The organism is Chloroflexota bacterium (assembly GCA_016875875.1).
GTDB lineage: Bacteria > Chloroflexota > Dehalococcoidia > GIF9 > UBA5629 > 9FT-COMBO-48-23.
In genome coordinates, this window is record VGOP01000004.1 from 125974 (window position 1) to 147144 (window position 21171).

Consider the following 21171-nt stretch of genomic DNA (forward strand, 5'->3'; position numbering starts at 1 on the left):
AATACAGCTACCTATTTATGAGCGCCAACACACCCCAAACAATAAGAAAAACACCAACAATGAGGTAAAGGGGTAGCCAGTTAAACAGAATCAACACGCCGGCGACTATAGCAATAATCGCCATAACTGTACCGCTTATAGTAATGCTTTTCTTCGCCATATGAATGAGACCTCCTTCAGTTTGGATTTACTACTTATATTATTGATTTTTGGCTATGCTGTCAATACTTTGGTTACCAGATGAAATATGCTGCAATCAACGAGCAACATGGTTACTCATTGACCAAACTATCCTCGCTATTGTAATATCTCCACAAAACATTTTGACTTGAAGACAGAAAGGGGGATGTTTTTATGAGCGCAAAAAGGCGAGGAACCACGAGCAAATGGAAATGGGTCATCATTGGTATAGTCGTGGCTGTCTTGCTTGTGCCAGTTGGGCTTTTCCTGGCAACAGACCACGAGGACAAAGAACTCAACGAAGCCACACGCGCACAGCTAGGCGGCACCTATGTCAAACTCTCTGATGGGGTGACCCATTATGAATTACTCGGCCCGAAAGATGGGCCAGTGGTTGTTTTGGTTCACGGTGCTACCATACCGATGTGGATATGGGACCCTCAGATTGAGGCATTTATCACCGCCGGATTTCAGTTGCTTCGCTACGATATGTACGGCAGGGGCTATTCCGACCGCCCTGACGCCGACTACAATCGGGAACTCTACCGCAAGCAACTGCTCGACTTACTCGATAATCTGGGACTAAATGAACCTGTCGATTTAGTCGGGATGTCTTTAGGCGGCGCCATCGTCACCGACTTCACTGCCAACTACCCCGAGCGTGTGCAACGCTTGGTTCTAGTTGCACCAGTGGTTAATTCTGTAAGCAAAGATACTTCCATCAAGATGCTGCGCATTCCCATTCTGGGCGATTTCCTGATGCGCATGGTGGCAGTGAAAACCGTAACCAAACGCGCCAATTCCTTAATTCAGGGAATGGACAGGGCTGATGAATACAGCAAACTCCTATATGAACAGACCACCTACAAAGGCTTTGAAAGAGCCTCCCTTTCTATGTTTCGTGGCGATGCTATGCGAGATTATCGAGAAGCCTACCGCACAGTGGGAAAGCAAAACAGAGAGGTGATGCTCATCTGGGGAACAGAAGACACAGACATCTCTCGTGAGAGGATAGATGAAATAATAAGCGCCGTCCCGAACATTCAAGTCCATATCATTGAGGGAGTCGGCCACCAGGTGAACCTAGAAGAATCGGAGAAAGTCAACGAGCTTGTGGTCGACTTTTTGAAATAATAGCTTGAAAGAATAGAGCAGAACTTATACTTCCCTGAACTCGCCCTCCACAGTACCCTCCTCGCCACCAGGAGGAGGTCCACCAGGAGCTTCACCTCCAGGCGCTCCACCGGGTGGAGGTGGCGTCCCAGCTTGCCCATAAACAGCAGCACCGATCTTTTGCATTACTTGAGACAGCTCCTCCGCTGTGCTGCGAACATAATTCATATCCGTGCCTTGAAGAGCCGAGCGCACAGCAGCTATCTTGCCATCTACCTCCTGTCTTAAGTCAGCCGGTATCTTGTCCCCTTGTTCGCGGAGCGTTCGTTCAGCAGTATAAACCAAGGTATCAGCCGTATTGCGAGTCTCCACCTCTTCTTTCTTTCTGGCATCTTCAGCAGCATGAGATTCAGCTTCCCTAGCCATCTTCTCCACTTCATCCTTGCTCAAACCGCTGGAGGCAGTAATTGTAATCTTTTGCTCCTTGCCAGTGCCCTTGTCCTGCGCCCGGACGTCCAGAATGCCATCAGCACTGAAATCAAACGAAACCTCAATTTGGGGTACACCCCTCGGCGCTGGCAAAATGCCGTCAAGTACAAAACGGCCCAGAGTCCGATTATCCGCCGCCATGGGACGTTCCCCCTGCAGTACATGGATTTCCACGCTGGGTTGACTGTCTGACGCCGTGCTAAAAATCTGGCTCTTTTTGGTGGGAATAGTAGTGTTCCGCGGAATAAGCGGCGTGGCCACACCACCCAGCGTTTCAATACTCAAAGTAAGCGGTGTAACATCAAGCAGAAGAACATCTCTGACATCTCCCTTAATCACACCTGCCTGGATAGCAGCGCCCAATGCCACCACCTCATCAGGATTAACACCTTTAACCGGCTCCTTGCCAAAAAACTGGCGCACCATGTCCTGGACCTTTGGCATTCTTGTTTGACCGCCAACTAGAATGACATCGCTTACCTGAGCCGCAGTAATTTTGGCATCAGTCAACGCTTTACGGCACGGTTCTATGCTCCTTTCCAGCAAGTCCATGGACAACTGCTCCAGCTTGGCTCGCGTCAGAGTTATATTCAAGTGCTTGGGCCCAGAGGCATCGGCCGTGATGAAAGGCAAATTTATATCCGTCTGACCAACTGTGGATAACTCACGCTTGGCTTTCTCGCCAGCATCCTTTAGACGCTGCAACGCCATCCTGTCCTGTTTCAAGTCTACGCCCGATTCCTTCTTAAACTCATCGCATAGCCAGTCCATAATTTTTTGGTCTATATCATCGCCACCGAGATGAGTATCACCATTCGTTGACTTAACCTGGAATTGGCCTTCACCAAGTTCGAGTATGGAAATATCAAACGTGCCACCGCCGAGGTCATAGACAGCGATAGTTTCCTCCTGCTTCTTATCCAGCCCGTAAGCCAAAGCTGAAGCGGTTGGCTCATTTACTATGCGTATCACATTCAACCCCGCGATGGTGCCAGCATCCTTGGTCGCCTGGCGCTGGCTGTCATTGAAATAGGCCGGCACCGTAACCACCGCATCGGTGACCTTCTCGCCGAGGTAAGCTTCAGCATCAATTTTCAGCTTCTGCAAAATCATGGCTGAGATTTCCGGCGGACTGTACTGCTTGCCCCCCATCACTACCCAGGCATCACCATTGCTGGCTTCAACTATTTTGTAAGGTAGTCGCTTTATATCATTCTGAACTTCGGAGTCTTTGAACTTGCGACCCATGAGCCTTTTCACACTGAAGATAGTGTTCTCGGGATTGGTAATCGCCTGCCGCTTTGCCAATAATCCCACCAGCCGCTCACCCTTCTTGTCAATAGCCACTACCGAAGGTGTTAGCCTCTCCCCCTCAGCATTGGGGATTATTTTCGGCTCACCACCTTCCATAACTGCCACCAAACTAAATGTGGTGCCTAAATCAATACCAACTGCTTTGCCCATCTTGTCCTCCTTCTGACACTAAATTTTTTATGACTTTTCTCATTTTTCTAACCCTTTTCCGCAGTTAAATCTTCCTCATCCTGTTTAGTCGATTCCGTGGCCGATGATTCGCCACCCTTCCCCACCACCACCTGTGATGCCCGAAGTAATTTGTCCTTCAGTTTATACCCTTTTCGAACCTCATCTAGCACCTCGCCTTCAGCACCCTCATGCTGGGCTACTGCTTCATGGAGACTCGGATCGAATATCTCACCCACACACTTCATTTCGGCCAGCCCATGTTTACTCAAAACATCTAATAACATCTTCTGAATTTGCCTGAAGCCGGTAAGCCAACTGAGACCTTTGCCCTCAGGAGCAGCTCCTTCAAAAGCACGGTCAAAAGCATCCAACACTGGTAATATATCACAAACCAGCATGGAGTTGGCCCAATGTATGAGCTCTTTTTTCTCTTGTTCTTCACGTGTTTTATAGTTTCGAAAATCAGCCTCAGTCCTCTGCCAGTTGGCTAAATACCGTTCAGCCTTCTCTTTCTCCTGAGCAAGGGCTTCTTTTAAAGACTCAATATTCTCTTCGGCTAGCTCAGGCGCTTCACTCTCAGATGCCACTCTGTCTTCTTCAACCAATCTATAGCCTCCTTATAACAAATCTAATCGCCGCGGTAAATTCCAGCCACCAGATCGCTTAATACCCCAGACATATAGGACACTATAGAAATAGCTCGGCTGTAATCCATCCGAGTTGGACCGATAACACCAACGGTGCCACCAACCTGGCCAGGTATACCATAGCGACTGAAAACCAAACTCAAATCACGTAATGTCTGAACTTGATTCTCTTCACCGATCAGAACCTGTACGCCAACATCGCTCGACCGCAGGGAGAAAGCGGAGTTAAGCCACTCTTTCGTCTCCATCAGCTCCATGATACTCAACATCCTGTCCTTTTGAGCAAACTCAGGTTGGCCAAGCATCAAGCGCAATCCTTCAAGGTAAGATTCCTCATATTCTAGCTCATCCTCGGCAGACATCATGTCAGTCACGGCTTCAATTACTTGCTCCTCTTCCGAGGAAAGCCCTACCTTTTTAGTTTTAATTAAGATCTCAGAGCTTGTTAGCCCAGAATAAACAGCATTCAGTTTATTAGCCATGATTGTTAGCTGTTCCTGCGTTACTGGCTTATCGAATGACAATAGTTGCCTCTTCAATATAGCCTCCCTGAGCACCAGAACCATAAGAGCCACGAACTCCTGCATTGCCACCAATTCCACATGCCAGAATCGACATTGCCTTGGCTTGGGATAAGTGACCAAAGCTGCATTCTTGGCTAAACGTGCCAAGATGGTTGCTGCCAGCTTCAGCCATCTATCAAATTCCTCTTCCACTTCACGGAAAAGCTTACTGATGCGATACTGCTCCTCCAAGGGAAGCTCGGCTTCATTAGCCAGCGACTCTACATAATGACGATACCCCTTGTCTAAAGGCATACTGCCAGCCGATGTATGGGGTCGGCTAATATAGCCCTCCTCTTCAAGATAGGCCATGTCATTGCGAATAGTAGCCGGGCTCACCCCTAGCTGATAATTTCGAAAAATAGTCTCCGACGCTACAGGCACTGCTGTAGCAATATACTCACTGACTATTATTCTCAGAACAGCTTCTCTTCTCTTAGTCAAACCTTTCAACATTTTTTAGCACTCTCCCCCAAAGACTGCTAACTACTATAATTTACCACTATATCAACAATATGTCAAAACCTAAAAATAGGGGCTACTTACTTATGTAGCTGCGAGGCTTTAGCCTCGCTAAAGAAAGGCAATCCTGAAGTGGCGCAACTGGATTGAAAATGGATTATTGATAAACACTCCTAAAAATATATAAGGTGGCCTTAAGGCCACCTTATACAACATACAACAAAAAATTCAGGTGGTTATCTTTCTGAATAGGTGACCTCGAGAATAACCTCTGACCACTCTATCAATTGAGCTACACTGTTGCCGTTAGTCTTCTTCATAAATAGAGCTTCAACCTGAAAGTGAGTGGCAGCCGCAGCGGCAAGATGGACTATGTCAGGAGTGACGTCTACTATAGTCGGTGGTTGAGTAAAAAGCGTAGAGGAATACTGCAATTGCGTGCCAGTATACCAGAATTCGGGCAGCTTGTCACCATATTTAACATTCCACAAACGCATACCGGCAAGCCCCGTAGTGGCCGGGAACGGATCACTAACTACGCTCCTAGTGGTAAACCTGAGATTGGCATTTTCTATTTTCTTTCCCGCCAGGCTCCAGATATCGAAGCTCCAGAAAGCACAATATCCTCTATTCTTCTCATCATCCCCAGCTATAGTCCGGGAATTATCTTTATCACCTTCAGAATCTACTGTGCCAGTTTCCTCGGCAATCGGTCTGATGGTTACGGTTTTAGTAACTGTTGACACGGTGACCATCACATTACCCTTGGTTTCGCCACCTTTGCCATCGCTAACAGTTACCGTGATGTTGAAATTCCCACCTTTATTCGGTGCTATCCAGGTAACTCTGTTGCCTACCCCGGTGATATCCCCCTCACTAGCCGACCAGCTATATCTGACCGCGTCGCCATCAGGGTCACTAGCAACACAGGTAAGCATCGTACTCTCCCCGTACAGCACCCCGGATGGGCTGGCATCAAAGCTAGAAATTATCGGCGACTGATTAGCACCAACTGTCACAGGTAAACTAGCCTGTGACGAACCACCTTTGCCGTCCTCCACGGTGACCGTGATGGTTTAAGTCCCGTAATTCGGCGGAGCTTTCCAGATAACGGAGGGCCCAGCACCGCTAAAATCACCCCCTGTGCATGCCCACCTGAAATCTAACTGATCACCATCTGCGTCCTGAGCTATACACTTAACCTCAGTGTTGCCTGAAGGATAAAGCTGTGTCTTCGCCGCTACTAGGCTGGCGATTACTGGCGGTTGATTACCGCTCGGCATCGATGGCGGCGTCGCCTGGCGCGGGCCGCAAGCCCCACCCAGCATGACCGCCACAGCCAGCATAACCAGGACTATAGTGAAACTAACTCTAAAAATACTCATCCTCATTTACCTCCTTACGTAAAAGTATACTTCAACTCAACACTGTTAACAATCAGAGCGACCCGTGCCAATCATCAAGACTATTGCTTTGTGCTAGCCGCAATGTCATAGCTTGTAATCTTCCAGGCATCAGGGCCAATAGTCGTAATGCTGAAATCCCATATCTCACCCGGGCGCAGATTCTCCCTAATAGCTGACGCCTTGGCAATGAGACTTTTGTTCTTATCATAGAAATTGACTGCTATCGTGCCGAATTTTATGTCCATATTGCCAACGTTCTGAGCTCTGCCAATGACCACTGCCGTGCTTTGAGGTGCACTTCCAGCGAACTCACGCACCGTCATGCTATGGCTCAATATCTTCAACTCTCCATCATCGCCTACCCCTAGTTCAGCACACCCAGCAGAACTTACTGTTAAAATCAGCACCAATACTGCAGCTACAACCCTAGCTGTCCTCTTCATTATCTCCTGCTCTCCTTGCAACTTAACCCATCTCATTTCCATTACTGACCGCAACAGCTCTTGTATGGCCTGGGAATAACGCTTACGGTTAAGGTAGCCTCGGTACTGCCACCATTTGCGTCTTGGGCAACAACCATAATGTGATAGTCACCATAATCGTTTGGCGCTTCCCAGGTAATAGTAGGCCCATCACCCGTTAGACTACCACCGGTGGATGACCACTTGAACTGCACCGCATCGCCTTCAGGGTCAGAAACAACACATTTGATTTCAGAGGCTCCCCTAGGGTAAACATTTATATACTGAGCCTCAAGATTTGAGATTTCTGGAGGCTTATTGCCCTTAAACTCCGGCGATGCCAAACAAGCACTGCACAGCACTGTCACAACCACGATTATGCCTAAACCAATTTTGTCGATACGCGAATTCACTGATACTCCCTCCCTCGAACGAGCTAGCCAAAGTATATACAGGCGTGGCAATTTTAGCAAGCAATCGTGCTGTTGACCTTGTTTTAGCAGGATGGTATCATTCTCTAAATATCCCGGAGATACAGGATTGGCTGACAACGCCAGACAAGATACCGAAATCGCTCGATTTCTCAAGCTAGAGGCTAGGCGACAAAAGGAAACCATAAATCTTATTGCCGCCGAAAATTACGCCAGTCGAGCGGTGCTCGAAGCTCAAGGCTCCATATTAACCAACAAATATGCCGAAGGCTACCCGCAACGCCGCTATTACGCTGGCTGCCCCAATATAGATGCCATCGAAAGCTTGGCAATCGAGCGAGCCAAGAGATTGTTCAACGCTGAGCATGCCAACGTCCAGCCCCATAGCGGCAGCCAAGCCAACATGGCAGTCTATTTCGCCCTTCTCGAGCCCGGCGATACCGTTATGGGAATGAGCTTAAGCCATGGCGGCCATCTAACTCACGGCGCCCCAGTCAATTTCTCGGGAAAATGGTACAAGTTCATCACCTACGGAATTGACCGACAAACTGAAAGGCTCGACTATGACAACATAGAGAAACTAGCCCTAAAGCACAAGCCAAAACTTATTATCGCTGGAGCCAGTGCCTATCCCCGAATTATTGACTTCAACCGCTTCCGCAGCATAGCTGATGCTGCCGGCGCCCAGCTTATGGCAGATATGGCCCACATAGCCGGATTGGTAGCTACCGATTTACATCCCTCTCCAGTACCTCATGCCCAAATAATTACCTCATCCACCCACAAGACCTTGCGCGGTCCCCGAAGCGGCTTCATTTTATGTAATCAAGAGCTGGCTTCAAAGATAGATGCCGCTGTTTTCCCTATGATGCAGGGAGGACCACTGATGCACGCCATCGCTGCCAAAGCCATAGCCTTTTTTGAAGCTATGCAGCCTGAGTTCGCCACCTATCAAAAGGCAGTACTGGAAAATGCTCAAGTCCTTGCCTCTGAGTTAAAGCAGCACGGTTTACGACTAATTTCTGGCGGTACCGATAATCACCTCATCCTCGTTGACCTCACCCAGACTGGAATAACCGGCATAGTCGCTCAGGAAGCCCTTGAAGCCGCTGGCATCTTGGTAAATAGGAATGCCATCCCCTCAGACCCCAGACCACCTCAAATCACCAGTGGCATCAGGCTGGGTACACCAGCTATTACAACCAGAGGCTTCGGCCCCAAAGAAATGAAGCACATTGCTTCTTTCATTATAAAGGTGCTCTCTCACCCCGAAGATAAAAGAATACAAAACGAAATAGCTGAGCAAGTAGCTTCCATGTGCCACAGTTTTCCCACCCCAGGAATAGACTAGACTCTACCAATGAAACGTTACATCACAAGACAGAAAACGTCAGATTCCCTTTAAGCGGGTAGGCCTTCCATAGCATCATTAGTATAATTCAAAGGTTTGCGGTAGAAACCTATGGAACCAAAATTTGCCATCGAAACCAGAGATTTAACCAAGAAATATGGTGACCTCACTGCGGTCGATAAGCTAAACATTACAATAGGCTACGGTGAGGTGTTTGGGCTGCTCGGCCCTAACGGTGCCGGCAAGACAACAATAATCTCCATGCTGTGCACCATAATCAATCCATCTTCAGGCAACGCCACTGTGAATGGCTTCAATATATTAAAACAACCGGCCGCTGTTAGACGCAGCATCGGCATCGTTTTCCAGGACCCAAGCATCGATGACCGCCTAACAGGCAGAGAAAACTTGCAGCTTCATGCTTGCCTTTACGATATGCCGGCAGAGCTAACCAAAAAGCGCATAGCGGAGGTCCTAAAGCTGGTAGGATTGGAGGATAGAGCGGATTCCGCCATGAAAACTTACTCGGGCGGTATGAGAAGACGATTGGAATTGGCCAGAGGTTTGCTTCACCACCCCAAGGTGCTCTTTCTCGACGAGCCCACTCTAGGCCTGGATCCTCAAACTCGAGAGCATCTCTGGACATACATCGAAAACCTGGCCCGAACAACTGAAATCACCATCATCCTCACCACCCATTACATGGAAGAAGCCGACCTGCTTTGCAGTCGTGTTGCCATCATTGACTATGGTAAAATCAAGGTCATTGACACACCCTCCAATCTGAAGGCAGCTCTAAAAGGCGATGTCATAACCATTACCACAGCCCATCCGCAAAAGCTCGCCACCAGACTGACTGAACTCAGACTCACCCCTCATATAGACTCATCAGGAGATGCCTTGAGATTAACTGTCTCCAACCCAGAAAAACTCATACCCAGATTAATTAGAACCGCTGCCGATGTTGGAGTAGAAGTCAATTCCGTATCTATCCATCACCCAACATTAAATGATGTGTTCCTTCACTACACCGGTCGAGACATAAGAGCAGAAGAGGCCGAATCACAGTTCAGAAAATTCATGATGGTGGGGAGGCAAAAAAGATGAGTGAGCTCAGGAAAATATATGGATTGTGGCGTCGGGAAGTACTCAGATACTGGCGTGAAAAGTCACGGATTATCTCTTCACTCATATTGCCTCTGCTCTGGCTGCTGGTTTTCGGCGGCGGCATGCGCGGCGTAGAGCTGCCCGGCATACAGGGTTACCAAACATACATATTCCCGGGCATAGTCGCTATGACACTCTTATTCACCTCTGTCTGGTCCGGCATCTCCATAATCTGGGACAGAGAATTCGGCTTCTTTAAAGAGATTATGGTAGCACCCGTCTCTCGAACCTCAATCGTCATCGGTAAGGCTCTGGGCAGTGGAACAAGCGCCCTTATCCAGGGCTTCATTTTGCTACCGCTTTCATTTCTGGTAGGTGTGCACCTGTCGCCGATGTCTTTCGTAATATTAATCCCCACTATGATTCTCATCTCAATCGGACTGGTCTGTATTGGACTGCTTATCGCCTCAATGATAACCAGCATGGAAGGATTCAATTTCATCATGAGCCTGGTGATTATGCCCATGTTCTTCACCAGCGGCGCCCTTTTCCCCCTAACTTCGGCGCCAGATTGGCTTAGGGGCTTTAGCTATGCAAATCCACTGACTTACGGCGTGGATGTCTTACGCTGGGGCACCTTCGGCGAGGCAAGTTCATTGCTACCAATTTATGCCGAATTTCTTATACTGGTGCTATTCGCCGCAGCTATGATTGTAGCCTGCTCCTATACCTTCAACATTAAAAAGTAACGTCCAATCACCCAGGGCACAATATCCTCACCGCTCCGACTATTCTCTGACCGCTTTCGCATGATTAAAGCATGATTCATCAGAAGAAAGCCAATCGCAGCATACGGTTCAGTTAAAATTTTTACCAAAAATTTACACAACGACAAAACCGAGGCAACAATCCGCTGCTACACTAATAGTAGACTGTAAAGTTGACCCAGGCCTTGTACGCAGGGCCCTAACATGGTCTGGAGTTAGCTCCCAGTCAAGAAGAAAAAGGAGGTTAAAAAATGAAGAAAACTCTAAGCCTGGCGCTGCTGGCAATAATCTTGGTAGCCAGCCTCGGTTTTGCCCCGGCAGCCTATGCCGATGATGCCAGCACCGATGTCGATGCTAAAGGCATCGGCAAGCTGAAAGCCCAAGGAGACGGCATAGCCGTATTATATGGCAAGGGCGCCGTCGAACTCAGCGGCAACGGCACCCTGTGGGTAAAGGACTCCGCTGGCAATGCTAAGATTGAAGTCACAGGATACGGCGTAAAGAAGGAGTTCCCCGATGGTTGGATTCAGTACGCAGGTCTGCGCGGCACCGCCAGTATTAAGGGCACCAATATCCGCGTTGTCATTGCCGGCGTAAGCATCGACCTTACCGCTAAAGGCCGCGGTGGCGCCATTCTCTGGGGGCACGGAACTTATGAAATGAACGGCAGGTCAGGCCAGTGGGGCAACAATACCTTCCCCAAACCAGTGCTGCTCGCCCCGGTTGAATAACTAAAGCAACGACAGACAAAACTCTGGCAAGCCAGGGAATTCTCTGGCTTGCCAGACTGAAAAAAAGAAAGGAGATTACAAAGAAATGAGAAAAATCCAGAAATTCGTTCTTGCCACCGTACTTGTCGCCATCATGCTCATCTCAAGCGCACCGGCTATAGCGCTGGCTCAAGAAGACGGGGCTCCGGAACGTCGGGGTGCTCTAATAGCTCAAGTCGCCGAAATACTGGGTATTGACCAGCAAGAGCTTGAGGATGCCCTCAAGCAGGCCCAAATGGAATTGCGGCAGGAAACTCTCGACGCCAGACTTCAAGAATTAATAGCTGAGGGCACGTTAACCCAGGAGCAGGCTGATGACCTTAAGGCATGGATGAATGCCAGACCCGATGTCCCGAATATTCCTCCAAAGCAACTTAAGGAGGCACTAGAAAAAGGCGTTATAACCCAAGAGCAAGTAGACCAACTTAAGGCATGGATGGAGGCAAAGCCGGACACTCCAAATATCGGGGCAACGATAGGTGAGCGTCTTGTAGAGGAAGGCATAGTCACACAGCAACAGGCAGACGAGTACAAAGCCTGGATGGAATCAAGACCAGCGGATATACCAAAAGTTGGCCCCGGACAACTTAAGAAGTTGCTGGACGAGGGCAAAATAACCCAAGACCAGATGGATGCGTTCAAGGCGTGGATGGAATCAAAGCCTGATATGCCAAAGATTCGGCCAGAAGTGCGAAAGGAGCAGGCAGAGAACACTCAAGAACACCGCGATGCTCTGACAACACGCGTCGCTGAAATCCTTAATATCGACAAGGCAGACCTTGAGAATGCCTTCAAGCAAGCCCAAAGTGGATTTCGAGAGCAAGCCCTGGACACTAGACTGCAGGAGCTGGTAAATCAGGGCGCGTGGACCCAGCAGCAGGCTGATGCATTCAAAGCCTGGATAAAAGCCAGGCCTGATGTCCCACCACTTCAACCTGCCCAGCAAGCCGGCCAATCAAGGCCACCAAGATAATAGGAGACACCGGACCTAGTGGCTGAGCGGACAAACTAAGCATCAATAACGATTGGCAAGCCAGGCTGTGCCTGGCTTGCCAGCATTCGAACCGTAAGCACATCAAAACACTTTAAGCTATAATAAGAAGAATACGTATTTACTAATTACCGAGGTAGGTCATGACAACCATACTGGTCGTCGACGATGAGCCGAACATACTAGAACTCGCCAAGCTCTATCTTGAGCAAGAGGGGTACCGTGTACAGGGGGTTGGCAACGGCAACGATGCCCTTGAAAAGCTAAATTCGGTTAAGCCATCGCTCATCGTCCTGGATTTAATGCTACCCGACATAGACGGTTTTGAGGTATGCCGTGAGATACGAAAGAAAAGCGACATCCCCATTCTGATGCTTACTGCCCGAAAAGAAGACGTGGACAAAATAGTCGGGCTTGAGCTTGGGGCTGATGACTATCTAACCAAACCATTCAATCCACGAGAGCTGGTAGCCAGGGTCAAGGCTATTCTCCGCCGCTACAAGTCCGGACTCAAGCCCAGTCAAGCCATAGAAGTCGGTAATCTACATATTGACCTGGCTCGCCGCGAGGCAACTATAGATAGCCAACAACTTAAACTCCGCACTAAAGAGTTCGACTTGCTAGCAACCCTGGCTCAAAACATAGGAGTCGTTCTAACCCGAGAGCGACTCCTTGAGATGGTCTGGGAAACTGATTACTACGGAGAAACGCGCACCATCGACATCCATATTAACCATCTCCGGGACAAGTTAAGCGGAGCGAACGCCTCGATAGAAACAATCCGAGGTATAGGCTACAAAATGACATTGAAATAACGAGCATCCAGCGGCTGAGCACAGAGTTTTTAGTCACAGAAAAAGCCGCTCCTAAATAGAGGTTTATGATGAGCCTGCGTACACGCCTTATTCTTTCATACGTTTTAATCATAGTCTTATGCCTGGGCATAGTCGCTGCCTCTCTGATAGTCTTGCTCGGTGACCATATAAACAGGCTAGCCATGGCACGCCTGGCCGATATTGCACTGCCCATCTATGTCCAGTTCAGAGCAGCTACCAGAAGCCAAGTCTCTCTGAACCAGGCATGGGCCAATCTGCAGGAGATGTCTCAGGAAACTGGCACTTACATATTTCTACTGGACGCTAAAGATGTCATTATCAGACAGGCAATACCCGAGGAGAGTTCCTGGATACCACCCTCAAAGTTGGAAATCAAAAAGCCACCTGCCATCAGACTAACGCCTTACCACGGAACTTATGTCGCACCTGGTGGAGAAAGATTACTATTCGTCGCCCAACCACTTACTGGATTGTTCAAAACACCCAACCCCTCTAATCCAGAGACCCTAGTGCTGGCCTTGCCTCGCCGGGAGGCTCTGGCCATCTGGGCTGACTTTGCTAAACCATTTCTCTGGGCAGGACTAGCCGCCCTGGCTGTCTCCATACTTATAGCCATTCTCCTAGCGCGCTCCGTCTATGTACCTGTCCGACGCGTGACAAACGCCGCCGAAGAAATAGCCCACGGTAACTATGAGCAGGAGGTCCCAGAGGCCGGCCCTAAAGAGGTCAAAGGCTTGGCTACAAGTTTTAACCAGATGGCCAAGCAGGTGAAGCACTCTCAGCAGATGCTGCGCGACTTTGTAGCCGATGTCTCCCACGAGCTAAGAAGTCCGCTTACCTCCATCAAGGGATTCGCCCAAGCCATAGTCGATGGAACTGCCAAGGACAAAGAAGCCCAGCTTAAAGCTGCCACTGTCATCGAGGACGAGTCCAAACGCATGATGCGGCTGGTAGAGGAACTGCTTGAGTTTTCCAGGCTTGAATCAGGCCAGATCACCATGGTCAAGGAACCAGTAGATTTGAAGGAGCTTCTGCAGCAGTGCCATGAGATTTTCCTCATGCGTGCCGAAGAAAAAAACATACTACTGAAAACAGAGATTGAGCCTCTGTCGCCTGTCACCGGTGATATCGACCGTTTGGAGCAGGTCTTCAACAACCTGCTCGACAATGCCTTGAAACACACCCCCTCCGGTGGCAAGGTAAGCATCATTGCCCGGCAACCCCACCCCAACTTCGCCGAAATTGCCGTAACTGATACCGGCCCAGGCATCTCTGGTGAGCAGCTACGGCATGTCTTTGAGCGCTTCTATAAGGCTGACCATTCAGCAGGTAAAACTGGTGCCGGCCTGGGCCTGGCCATCGCCAGACAGATAGTCCGCGCCCACGGCGGAGATATCATGGCTAAAAGCGCCCTGGGTCAAGGAACCGAGTTCCTGGTCAGATTACCCACCAACCCCACTATTTAATATTGTTTAGCTGGTAGGTTGGCGCAAATGCTCCAACCTACCCCAAAATTCTAAATAACAAACATCAAATACTAAACAATGTCAAAATTCAAATATTCAAATTCAAAACCGTAATGTTTTGGTCATTGGTGTTTTAGCATTTGGATTTGTTTGGGATTTAGAAATTAGGATTTGGTATTTATTTAAGATGCTGCTTGCGGTACGTTAGTCTCGCCCCTCCTGTTTCCCAAGCCATGCGTAACTGGGGCATAATCCGCCTAACACGCACTCCTTACAACGAGGCCGTTGAGCTTTGCATATCCTCCGGCCATGCTCTATCAGCATAACATGAAACTGATACACATCCTGAGACGGCAAAAGTGCCTCAAGCAGCCTGTGTGCTTGCTCCACAGAAACCTTGGAGCTAATCAGTCCCAGCCTTTTAGCCACGCGGAAAACATGCGTATCCACCGGCAAAGCTGGCATACCCAGCGAAAAAAGCAATACGCAGCTAGCTGTTTTCATGCCCACCCCGGGCAATTGCCTCAGCCAATCCCTGGCCTCATCTACAGGCAGCTTCCCCAAGAAGTCCAGCTCGAAATCACCACGCCTTCGCCGTATTTCCTCCAGTGCCTGCTTGATATATCTGGCTTTAACTACACCCAGTCCACCAGCTTTAATAGAATGAGAAATCTCACCAACGCTGGCATTAGCCATATCTTCCCAACTACCAAAAGAAGCCAAAAGCTGCTCAAAGGCTTTTCCGGAGTTCCTATCCGACGTGTTCTGGGAAAGAATCGTCTGGACCAGCACCTCTATCGGGCTCTGCCGCCGTCGCCAATTGCGCCTGCCATATTCTTTAGTCAGCAACGTGAGAATTTGTTCAACGCTCGCTCTAACCATTCCGAAAGTATTATACAGCACAAACGTAGGGACAGGTCTTCAGACCTGTCCGCAGCAGACAGACCTAGAGAAAATCCTAAAATCGTTACAAAACCGTAATGTTTTGGTCATTGTTATTTGGTGCTTTGAGTTTGTTTGGGATTTCCCTAATCTGCGGACAGACCTAAAGGTCTGTCCCTACAGTTTTCACTTGGATAGGGTGAGGGTGAGAGTAGGACACAACAACCTCTTTGGTGCTATAATTATCTCACTAGAAATGGTAGGGGTGACTAATGGATGAACTCAAGGTCTTCACCGGCAACGCCCACCCGAAGCTAGCCGAGGCAATATGCAAATACCTCAACATACCGCTGGGCAAAGCTGAGGTCTTCGAATTCAAGAATGAGAACATCTTCGTCCGAGTTCAGGAAAATGTCCGTGAACGAGATGTATTCGTCATCCAACCGTTTTCCACACCGGTCAATAAAAACCTGGTCGAACTCCTAATTATGATTGACGCCTTCAAACGAGCTTCTGCCGGTAGAATCACCGCTGTCATCCCTTACTACGCCTACGGCCGCACCGACAAGAAAGACCAGCCTCGCGTGCCCATAACCGCCAGATTAATTGCTGACCTGCTCACCACCGCCGGCGCCAACCGCCTGCTAACCATAGACCTTCACGCCGCCCAAATCCAGGGCTTTTTCAACATACCAGTCGACGAACTCACCGCGCTCTTCATACTCAGCGATTACTGGAAAGAGAAAGAGAAGGTATTGGATAACCTGGTCGTCGTCGCCACCGATATCGGCATATCCGCACATGCCCGCGATATGGCGGCTAAGCTCAATGCACCATTGGCTATCATTGAAAAGAGGCGACTAGGCAACATCGACGCCACCGAGACTCTCAACATCATCGGCGAAGTCGAGGGAATGCGTGCACTGACCATCGACGATGAAATCGATACCGCCGGCTCCCTTGTCGGTGTCGTGGACACTCTACTAGAGCACGGTGCCACCGAAGTTTACGCCTGCTGCACCCACCCCATATTCTCCGGACCAGCTATAGAGCGAATAGCCAAATCGCCAGTTAAAGAGATTGTCGTCACCGACACCATTCCTATCGACAAAAAGAGGAGACTGGACAAAATCACCGTCCTGCCTATCGCTCCGCTCCTCGGCGAAGCCATACACCGCATCCACACCGGCCTATCCATAGGCGCCATGTTCGAGTAGAAAAACCATGCTTAAGTGGCTAGGTAGCCTCGTTGATTCCAACGAAAAAGAACTGAAGCGTCTCCAGCCTATTGTAGACGAGATAAATTCGCTAGAACCCGAATTCCAGAAGCTCAGCGATGCTGAACTTCGCGCCAGGACAGACGAGTTCAAAGCCCGGCTTAAAAACAGCGAGACGCTAGATGATATACTTCCTGAAGCCTTCGCTGCCGTCAGAGAAGCTGCCAGGCGCACCATAGGCGAACGACACTTCGATGTCCAGCTTATTGGCGGCATCGTACTCCACCAGGGCAAAATCGCCGAGATGAAAACCGGCGAGGGCAAAACCCTGGTTGCTACCTTGCCACTATATCTGAACGCCCTCACCGGCGAAGGTTGCCATCTCGTTACCGTAAACGACTACCTGGCGCGGCGCGATGCTTACTGGATGGGCCCCATATACCACGCCCTCGGCTTAACCGTTGCCAGCATCTACCCACAACAGAGTCCCGCAGAACATCTGCCAGCCCGTCTTTATGACCCTGACTATACCGATGAAAAAGACACCCGCTGGCCCCATTTCCGACCCGTCAGCCGCCAACAGGCTTATCAAGCCGATATTACCTACGGCACCAACAACGAGTTCGGCTTCGACTACCTCAGGGACAACATGGCTATAGACCTGTCTCAATACGTCCAGCGCCCACTCAACTACGCCATTGTCGACGAGGTGGACAATATACTCATCGACGAAGCCCGCACCCCGCTGATAATCAGCGGCTCCGCTGAAGAAGCCACTGAAAAATACAACGTCTTTGCCCGCCTAGTGCCTCAGCTCAAAAAAGATGAAGACTACACCGTCGAAGAAAAGGAACGCCAGACCTACCTCACCGAATCCGGCATGACCAGGATGGAAAAATGGCTTCGCCGGGACGGCTTGCTCAAAGCCCCCAGCCTCTATGACCCGGCTAACTACAGTTTGACTCAATACCTGGAAAATGCACTGAAAGCCAATGTGCTGTTCAAGAAAGACCGCGACTACGTAGTTAAAGACGGGCAGGTTATCATTGTCGACGAGTTCACCGGACGGCTCATGTTCGGCCGCAGATACTCCGAGGGGCTGCACCAGGCTATCGAAGCCAAGGAAAGGGTCAAGATTCAGCGGGAGAGCGTAACCCTAGCCACCATCACCTTCCAGAACTATTTCCGCCTTTACAAAAAGCTGGCCGGCATGACCGGCACCGCCGCCACCGAAGCTGAAGAATTCCACAAGATTTACAAGCTTGAAGTGGTCGCCATCCCCACCAATAAGCCGATGATTCGTATTGACAATCCCGACCAGATTTACAAGGACGAAGAAACCAAATTCAAAGCCGTCGCCAGGGAAATCGAGGGCTTCCATCAGCAGGGCACGCCGGTGCTCATAGGCACCGTCTCCATCGAGAAATCCGAGCTTTTGAACGGACTGCTCACAAGGAAAGGCATACCGCATCAGGTGCTCAACGCCAAAAATCATGAAAAGGAAGCTACTATAATCGCTCAGGCTGGACGCATAGGCGCCGTCACCGTTGCCACCAACATGGCCGGGCGTGGTGTTGACATCATACTTGGCGGTAATCCTGTCGAGCGTGATAAGAAAGAATGGCAGAAAGAGCACGATAGGGTAATTGAGCTTGGCGGCTTACACGTCATCGGCACCGAGCGCCACGAGGCCAGGCGCATTGACAACCAGCTCCGAGGCCGCTCTGGAAGGCAGGGCGACCCCGGCAGCTCCCGATTCTATATCTCCTTAGAAGACGATGTCGTTCGCCGCTTCGGCGGCGACCGCGTCAAAGGCTTCATGGAGTGGGCTGGCTTCGATGAAAACACGCCCATCGAACATTCCATGGTCAGCAAATCCATAGAAAACGCCCAGGTCAGAGTTGAAGGCCATCACTTCGATATCCGCAAACACCTCGTTGATTATGATGATGTGGTCAACAAGCACCGCGAGGTAATCTATGCCGAGAGAAGGAAAATACTGGAGGGCGCTGACCTCAAGTCAAACATCCTGTCTATGGTTCGAGATGAAATCGAAAAGCTGGTAGCCGCCAGTGGCAGCCATGACCTTATCCAGCCAGACTTCACTGGCTTAATCGAGGAACTCGCCACTATCCTCCCCCTACCACCTCAGATAAATCCTGCCGCACTCTCCAAAATGAGACCAAACCAAATCACCGAAAAGCTGATTGAGCACGCCGAGCAGCTATACGAGCAACGAGAGGCAGAGATAGGCGCCGAGAACACGCGGCTCTTAGAGAGACTGGTTATGCTCCGCGCCCTCGACAGCTTATGGAAAGACCATCTCACCGCTATGGACCATCTCCGTCAGCAGGCAAGCCTTTACGCCATGAAACAGGTTGACCCCATAGTCGTCTATAAAAAAGAAGGCCATGCGCTGTTCGAGAGCCTCACTGCCAGCATAGAGCACGATGTCGTCCACACCATTTACAAAGTCAGCCTCGAGAGAAAGGAAGCCCCAGCACAGAGACAGCCCCAGAAAGTCGCCGTCCCTGCTGGCAAAAAAGTCGGCCGCAACGAACCCTGTCCCTGCGGCTCCGGCAAGAAATACAAGCATTGTTGTGGCAGATAAAAAGGAGGAGGTTGTGATATGATGGAAGCTAGATTAGGCGTCACTATCTGTGACAAATGCCAGCAGCCGATGGCAAAAGACCAACATGTCATTATAATAACCGAAGGCAATATCACCGCATCAAACGATATTTTAATCTTTGACGGCTCTTGTGTCCGCTATGCTTGCCATCTCGGTTGCTGGGATGGAGTTGAGGAGAGTTGAGGAGATTGAGCAGGCGACGCGATATTCAAAAGCTAGATCCAGATTTCGCAGTTAAGCACAACCTCCGGGCAAATTGGAGGTAACAAAAATGGAACTGAAAGATTTAATAAGAATTTACGAAGACAAGAAAAGATTATACGGAGATGAAGTTTATCTCCATGTATCTGAGATTTTCGAAGAGGCGAGAGAAAAGTATAAACAAGAATATCTATCAAGCTCAAAGGCTTCGAAACTAAGGGCTAAGGGTAAAACACCAGATGCCGAGCAATCGTGGAAAGCGTTTAAAGGTAAAAACTTCGAGAAGCTGATTTGGCATATAATCGGTGATGAACTTGAGTCTGTTGATCTTCGCGTAATACTTGGTGCATCACTAAAAAGGAAAAAACTATCAGCAGAATTGAGCAAGGTATATCGGAACCTTCTCATCAGATACGGAGAGTGGGCATTGCTGCCCGATGTAGATTTGGTTATTTATGACCCTACGACGTGCGATATTATCGGAGTCATTTCATGCAAAATAACACTACGGGAGAGAATCGCCCAAACCGCATATTGGAAGTTGAAGCTAGCAAGTGATCCTTTAACTATGCACGTTAAAGGGTACTTCATAACAGCTGATGAGGATGGAGACCTAGTGAAAGGCATGACAAGCCCCACTCGAAACAGAATTATCGTTGAACATGAATTAGATGGAACTTACGCCCTACGGCACATTGCTGAGAGCGAAAAGGTTAAGGCATTTCCGAAGCTTCTCGACGATTTACGAGCAATGGTTCAAAAGAGATAACACGCATGGCTAAAAAAAGATCTAAAGAGATAGAAGCTAAGCTACCACTCTTTAAAAACATACCACTAAACGGATTCGCCTATCAGGCCAGCGAGACTAAAAAAGCTAAGAAATCTGAAGGCGTTAAAGAAATAAAAACAAAGGATGAAACGCTTATATTGGAGGCCACTACTTTATGGGATTATCCAAAACAAAGCTATGGCGAGAAGCCAAAAGGCAATAACAAATATGCAGGTGTCACACCTGCATTCATAATTTGGAATCTAGTCCAACGATATACCCTGCCGGGTGATTTAGTTGTAGACCCAATGGCCGGAAGCGGCACAACCATCGACGTGTGCAAAGAAGAAGGCCGACAGGCCATTGGATATGATATAGCTCCGGCACACCCTGAAGTTATGCAGAATGATGCTCGGAATATACCGCTTCCTAATGATTCAGTAGATATGATATTTATAGATTCTCCTTACTCTGACAACATAAACTACTCTGACCACCCTGATTGCATCGGCAAGATTTCCTGCGAGGACGAGCGTTTCTTCGATGAGCTTGATAAAGTTGCAGCCGAAATACATAGGGTCCTTAAGCCCGGTAAGGTAATGGCATGGCTGATTGGTGACCAATGGGTAAAAAAGAGGTTTACACCCGTAGGCTTAAAACTATACGAGCGTCTGTGCAAGTACTTCGAGACTGTAGATCTCATTTGCGTTGTGAGAAGGGGACAAAGTTCAAATACAGGTCTTTGGCACAATAGAGCAAGAAGGTTCAACTTCTATCTCCGTGGCTTTAAATACCTTTTCATCATGCGTAAGCCCTCAATCGAAACTGACAAAGAGCAGCAAAATCGCTCGGTAAAATGGGCCAGATATGAGAGAGGCGGGAAGAAGAGCAGCAAAACCAGAAGTGCTTCTTCAACCACGGCGACCCCGACTGGGAGTGGATAAG

General features: G+C 49.1%; 22 protein-coding genes. 13 read left to right on the plus strand and 9 right to left on the minus strand.

The genetic code is table 11. The features are described from left to right. Positions 1 to 7 precede the first annotated feature (7 nt). Positions 8 to 160 carry a DUF3096 domain-containing protein gene (locus tag FJ023_04585; GenBank protein MBM4446614.1) on the minus strand — a complete coding sequence of 51 codons (153 nt, stop codon included), beginning with the start codon at positions 158 to 160 and terminating at the stop codon, positions 8 to 10. Positions 161 to 354: 194 nt separating this feature from the next. On the opposite strand from FJ023_04585, the gene FJ023_04590 reads away from it, so the two are divergent. After that, complete coding sequence (locus FJ023_04590) at positions 355 to 1314, plus strand: alpha/beta hydrolase (GenBank protein ID MBM4446615.1); 960 nt, start codon at positions 355 to 357, stop codon at positions 1312 to 1314. 24 nt (positions 1315 to 1338) lie between these two features. Here FJ023_04590 and dnaK read toward each other — a convergent pair whose 3' ends face one another. From dnaK to FJ023_04625, 7 genes are all read right to left on the minus strand, one after another. After that, on the minus strand, positions 1339 to 3246 hold the full coding sequence (gene dnaK, locus FJ023_04595; GenBank protein ID MBM4446616.1) for a molecular chaperone DnaK: 1908 nt from the start codon (positions 3244 to 3246) through the stop codon (positions 1339 to 1341). Positions 3247 to 3293: 47 nt separating this feature from the next. Next, a complete protein-coding gene (locus tag FJ023_04600) occupies positions 3294 to 3872 on the minus strand; it encodes a nucleotide exchange factor GrpE (GenBank protein MBM4446617.1) in 579 nt (192 codons plus the stop codon). Positions 3873 to 3895: 23 nt separating this feature from the next. Next, positions 3896 to 4933 carry a heat-inducible transcription repressor HrcA gene (hrcA, locus tag FJ023_04605; protein MBM4446618.1) on the minus strand — a complete coding sequence of 346 codons (1038 nt, stop codon included), beginning with the start codon at positions 4931 to 4933 and terminating at the stop codon, positions 3896 to 3898. 242 nt (positions 4934 to 5175) lie between these two features. After that, a complete protein-coding gene (locus FJ023_04610; GenBank protein MBM4446619.1) occupies positions 5176 to 6000 on the minus strand; it encodes a PKD domain-containing protein in 825 nt (274 codons plus the stop codon). A 15-nt stretch (positions 6001 to 6015) separates the two neighbouring features. After that, positions 6016 to 6324 (minus strand): hypothetical protein, encoded by a 309-nt coding sequence (locus FJ023_04615; protein MBM4446620.1) that lies wholly within the window; start codon positions 6322 to 6324, stop codon positions 6016 to 6018. A gap of 80 nt (positions 6325 to 6404) precedes the next feature. Continuing rightward, positions 6405 to 6788: a hypothetical protein gene (locus FJ023_04620; GenBank protein ID MBM4446621.1), complete on the minus strand. Its 384-nt coding sequence runs from the start codon at positions 6786 to 6788 to the stop codon at positions 6405 to 6407. A 41-nt stretch (positions 6789 to 6829) separates the two neighbouring features. Further along, a complete protein-coding gene (locus FJ023_04625; protein ID MBM4446622.1) occupies positions 6830 to 7219 on the minus strand; it encodes a hypothetical protein in 390 nt (129 codons plus the stop codon). Between the two features lie 91 nt (positions 7220 to 7310). Between FJ023_04625 and FJ023_04630 the strand changes: the two genes are divergently transcribed. The 7 genes from FJ023_04630 (at position 7311) to FJ023_04660 (ending at position 14525) form a co-directional block, all read left to right on the plus strand. Further along, positions 7311 to 8588, plus strand: coding sequence for a serine hydroxymethyltransferase (locus tag FJ023_04630; protein ID MBM4446623.1), 1278 nt, complete (start codon positions 7311 to 7313; stop codon positions 8586 to 8588). A gap of 111 nt (positions 8589 to 8699) precedes the next feature. Next, positions 8700 to 9695, plus strand: coding sequence for an ATP-binding cassette domain-containing protein (locus FJ023_04635; GenBank protein MBM4446624.1), 996 nt, complete (start codon positions 8700 to 8702; stop codon positions 9693 to 9695). Beyond that, positions 9692 to 10444, plus strand: a complete 753-nt coding sequence (locus tag FJ023_04640) for a daunorubicin ABC transporter permease (GenBank protein MBM4446625.1) — start codon at positions 9692 to 9694, stop codon at positions 10442 to 10444. The genes FJ023_04635 and FJ023_04640 overlap by 4 nt, the downstream gene beginning before the upstream one ends. A 269-nt stretch (positions 10445 to 10713) precedes the next feature. Then, positions 10714 to 11193: a hypothetical protein gene (locus FJ023_04645; protein ID MBM4446626.1), complete on the plus strand. Its 480-nt coding sequence runs from the start codon at positions 10714 to 10716 to the stop codon at positions 11191 to 11193. Positions 11194 to 11278: 85 nt separating this feature from the next. Beyond that, positions 11279 to 12205, plus strand: a complete 927-nt coding sequence (locus FJ023_04650) for a hypothetical protein (protein ID MBM4446627.1) — start codon at positions 11279 to 11281, stop codon at positions 12203 to 12205. Between the two features lie 161 nt (positions 12206 to 12366). Next, on the plus strand, positions 12367 to 13038 hold the full coding sequence (locus tag FJ023_04655) for a response regulator transcription factor (GenBank protein ID MBM4446628.1): 672 nt from the start codon (positions 12367 to 12369) through the stop codon (positions 13036 to 13038). 65 nt (positions 13039 to 13103) lie between these two features. Then, on the plus strand, positions 13104 to 14525 hold the full coding sequence (locus FJ023_04660; protein ID MBM4446629.1) for a HAMP domain-containing histidine kinase: 1422 nt from the start codon (positions 13104 to 13106) through the stop codon (positions 14523 to 14525). A 204-nt stretch (positions 14526 to 14729) separates the two neighbouring features. On the opposite strand, the gene FJ023_04665 is transcribed toward FJ023_04660, so the two are convergent. Next, positions 14730 to 15407 (minus strand): endonuclease III, encoded by a 678-nt coding sequence (locus FJ023_04665; GenBank protein MBM4446630.1) that lies wholly within the window; start codon positions 15405 to 15407, stop codon positions 14730 to 14732. Positions 15408 to 15679: 272 nt separating this feature from the next. Between FJ023_04665 and FJ023_04670 the strand changes: the two genes are divergently transcribed. From FJ023_04670 to FJ023_04690, 5 genes are all read left to right on the plus strand, one after another. Further along, positions 15680 to 16624: a ribose-phosphate pyrophosphokinase gene (locus tag FJ023_04670; protein ID MBM4446631.1), complete on the plus strand. Its 945-nt coding sequence runs from the start codon at positions 15680 to 15682 to the stop codon at positions 16622 to 16624. Positions 16625 to 16631: 7 nt separating this feature from the next. Continuing rightward, positions 16632 to 19235 carry a preprotein translocase subunit SecA gene (secA, locus tag FJ023_04675; protein MBM4446632.1) on the plus strand — a complete coding sequence of 868 codons (2604 nt, stop codon included), beginning with the start codon at positions 16632 to 16634 and terminating at the stop codon, positions 19233 to 19235. Between the two features lie 18 nt (positions 19236 to 19253). Further along, positions 19254 to 19439 carry a hypothetical protein gene (locus FJ023_04680; protein MBM4446633.1) on the plus strand — a complete coding sequence of 62 codons (186 nt, stop codon included), beginning with the start codon at positions 19254 to 19256 and terminating at the stop codon, positions 19437 to 19439. An 88-nt stretch (positions 19440 to 19527) separates the two neighbouring features. After that, positions 19528 to 20226, plus strand: coding sequence for a DNA modification methylase (locus FJ023_04685; GenBank protein ID MBM4446634.1), 699 nt, complete (start codon positions 19528 to 19530; stop codon positions 20224 to 20226). A 5-nt stretch (positions 20227 to 20231) separates the two neighbouring features. Beyond that, positions 20232 to 21170 carry a methyltransferase domain-containing protein gene (locus tag FJ023_04690; GenBank protein MBM4446635.1) on the plus strand — a complete coding sequence of 313 codons (939 nt, stop codon included), beginning with the start codon at positions 20232 to 20234 and terminating at the stop codon, positions 21168 to 21170. The last annotated feature ends 1 nt before the right edge of the window (position 21171 follow it).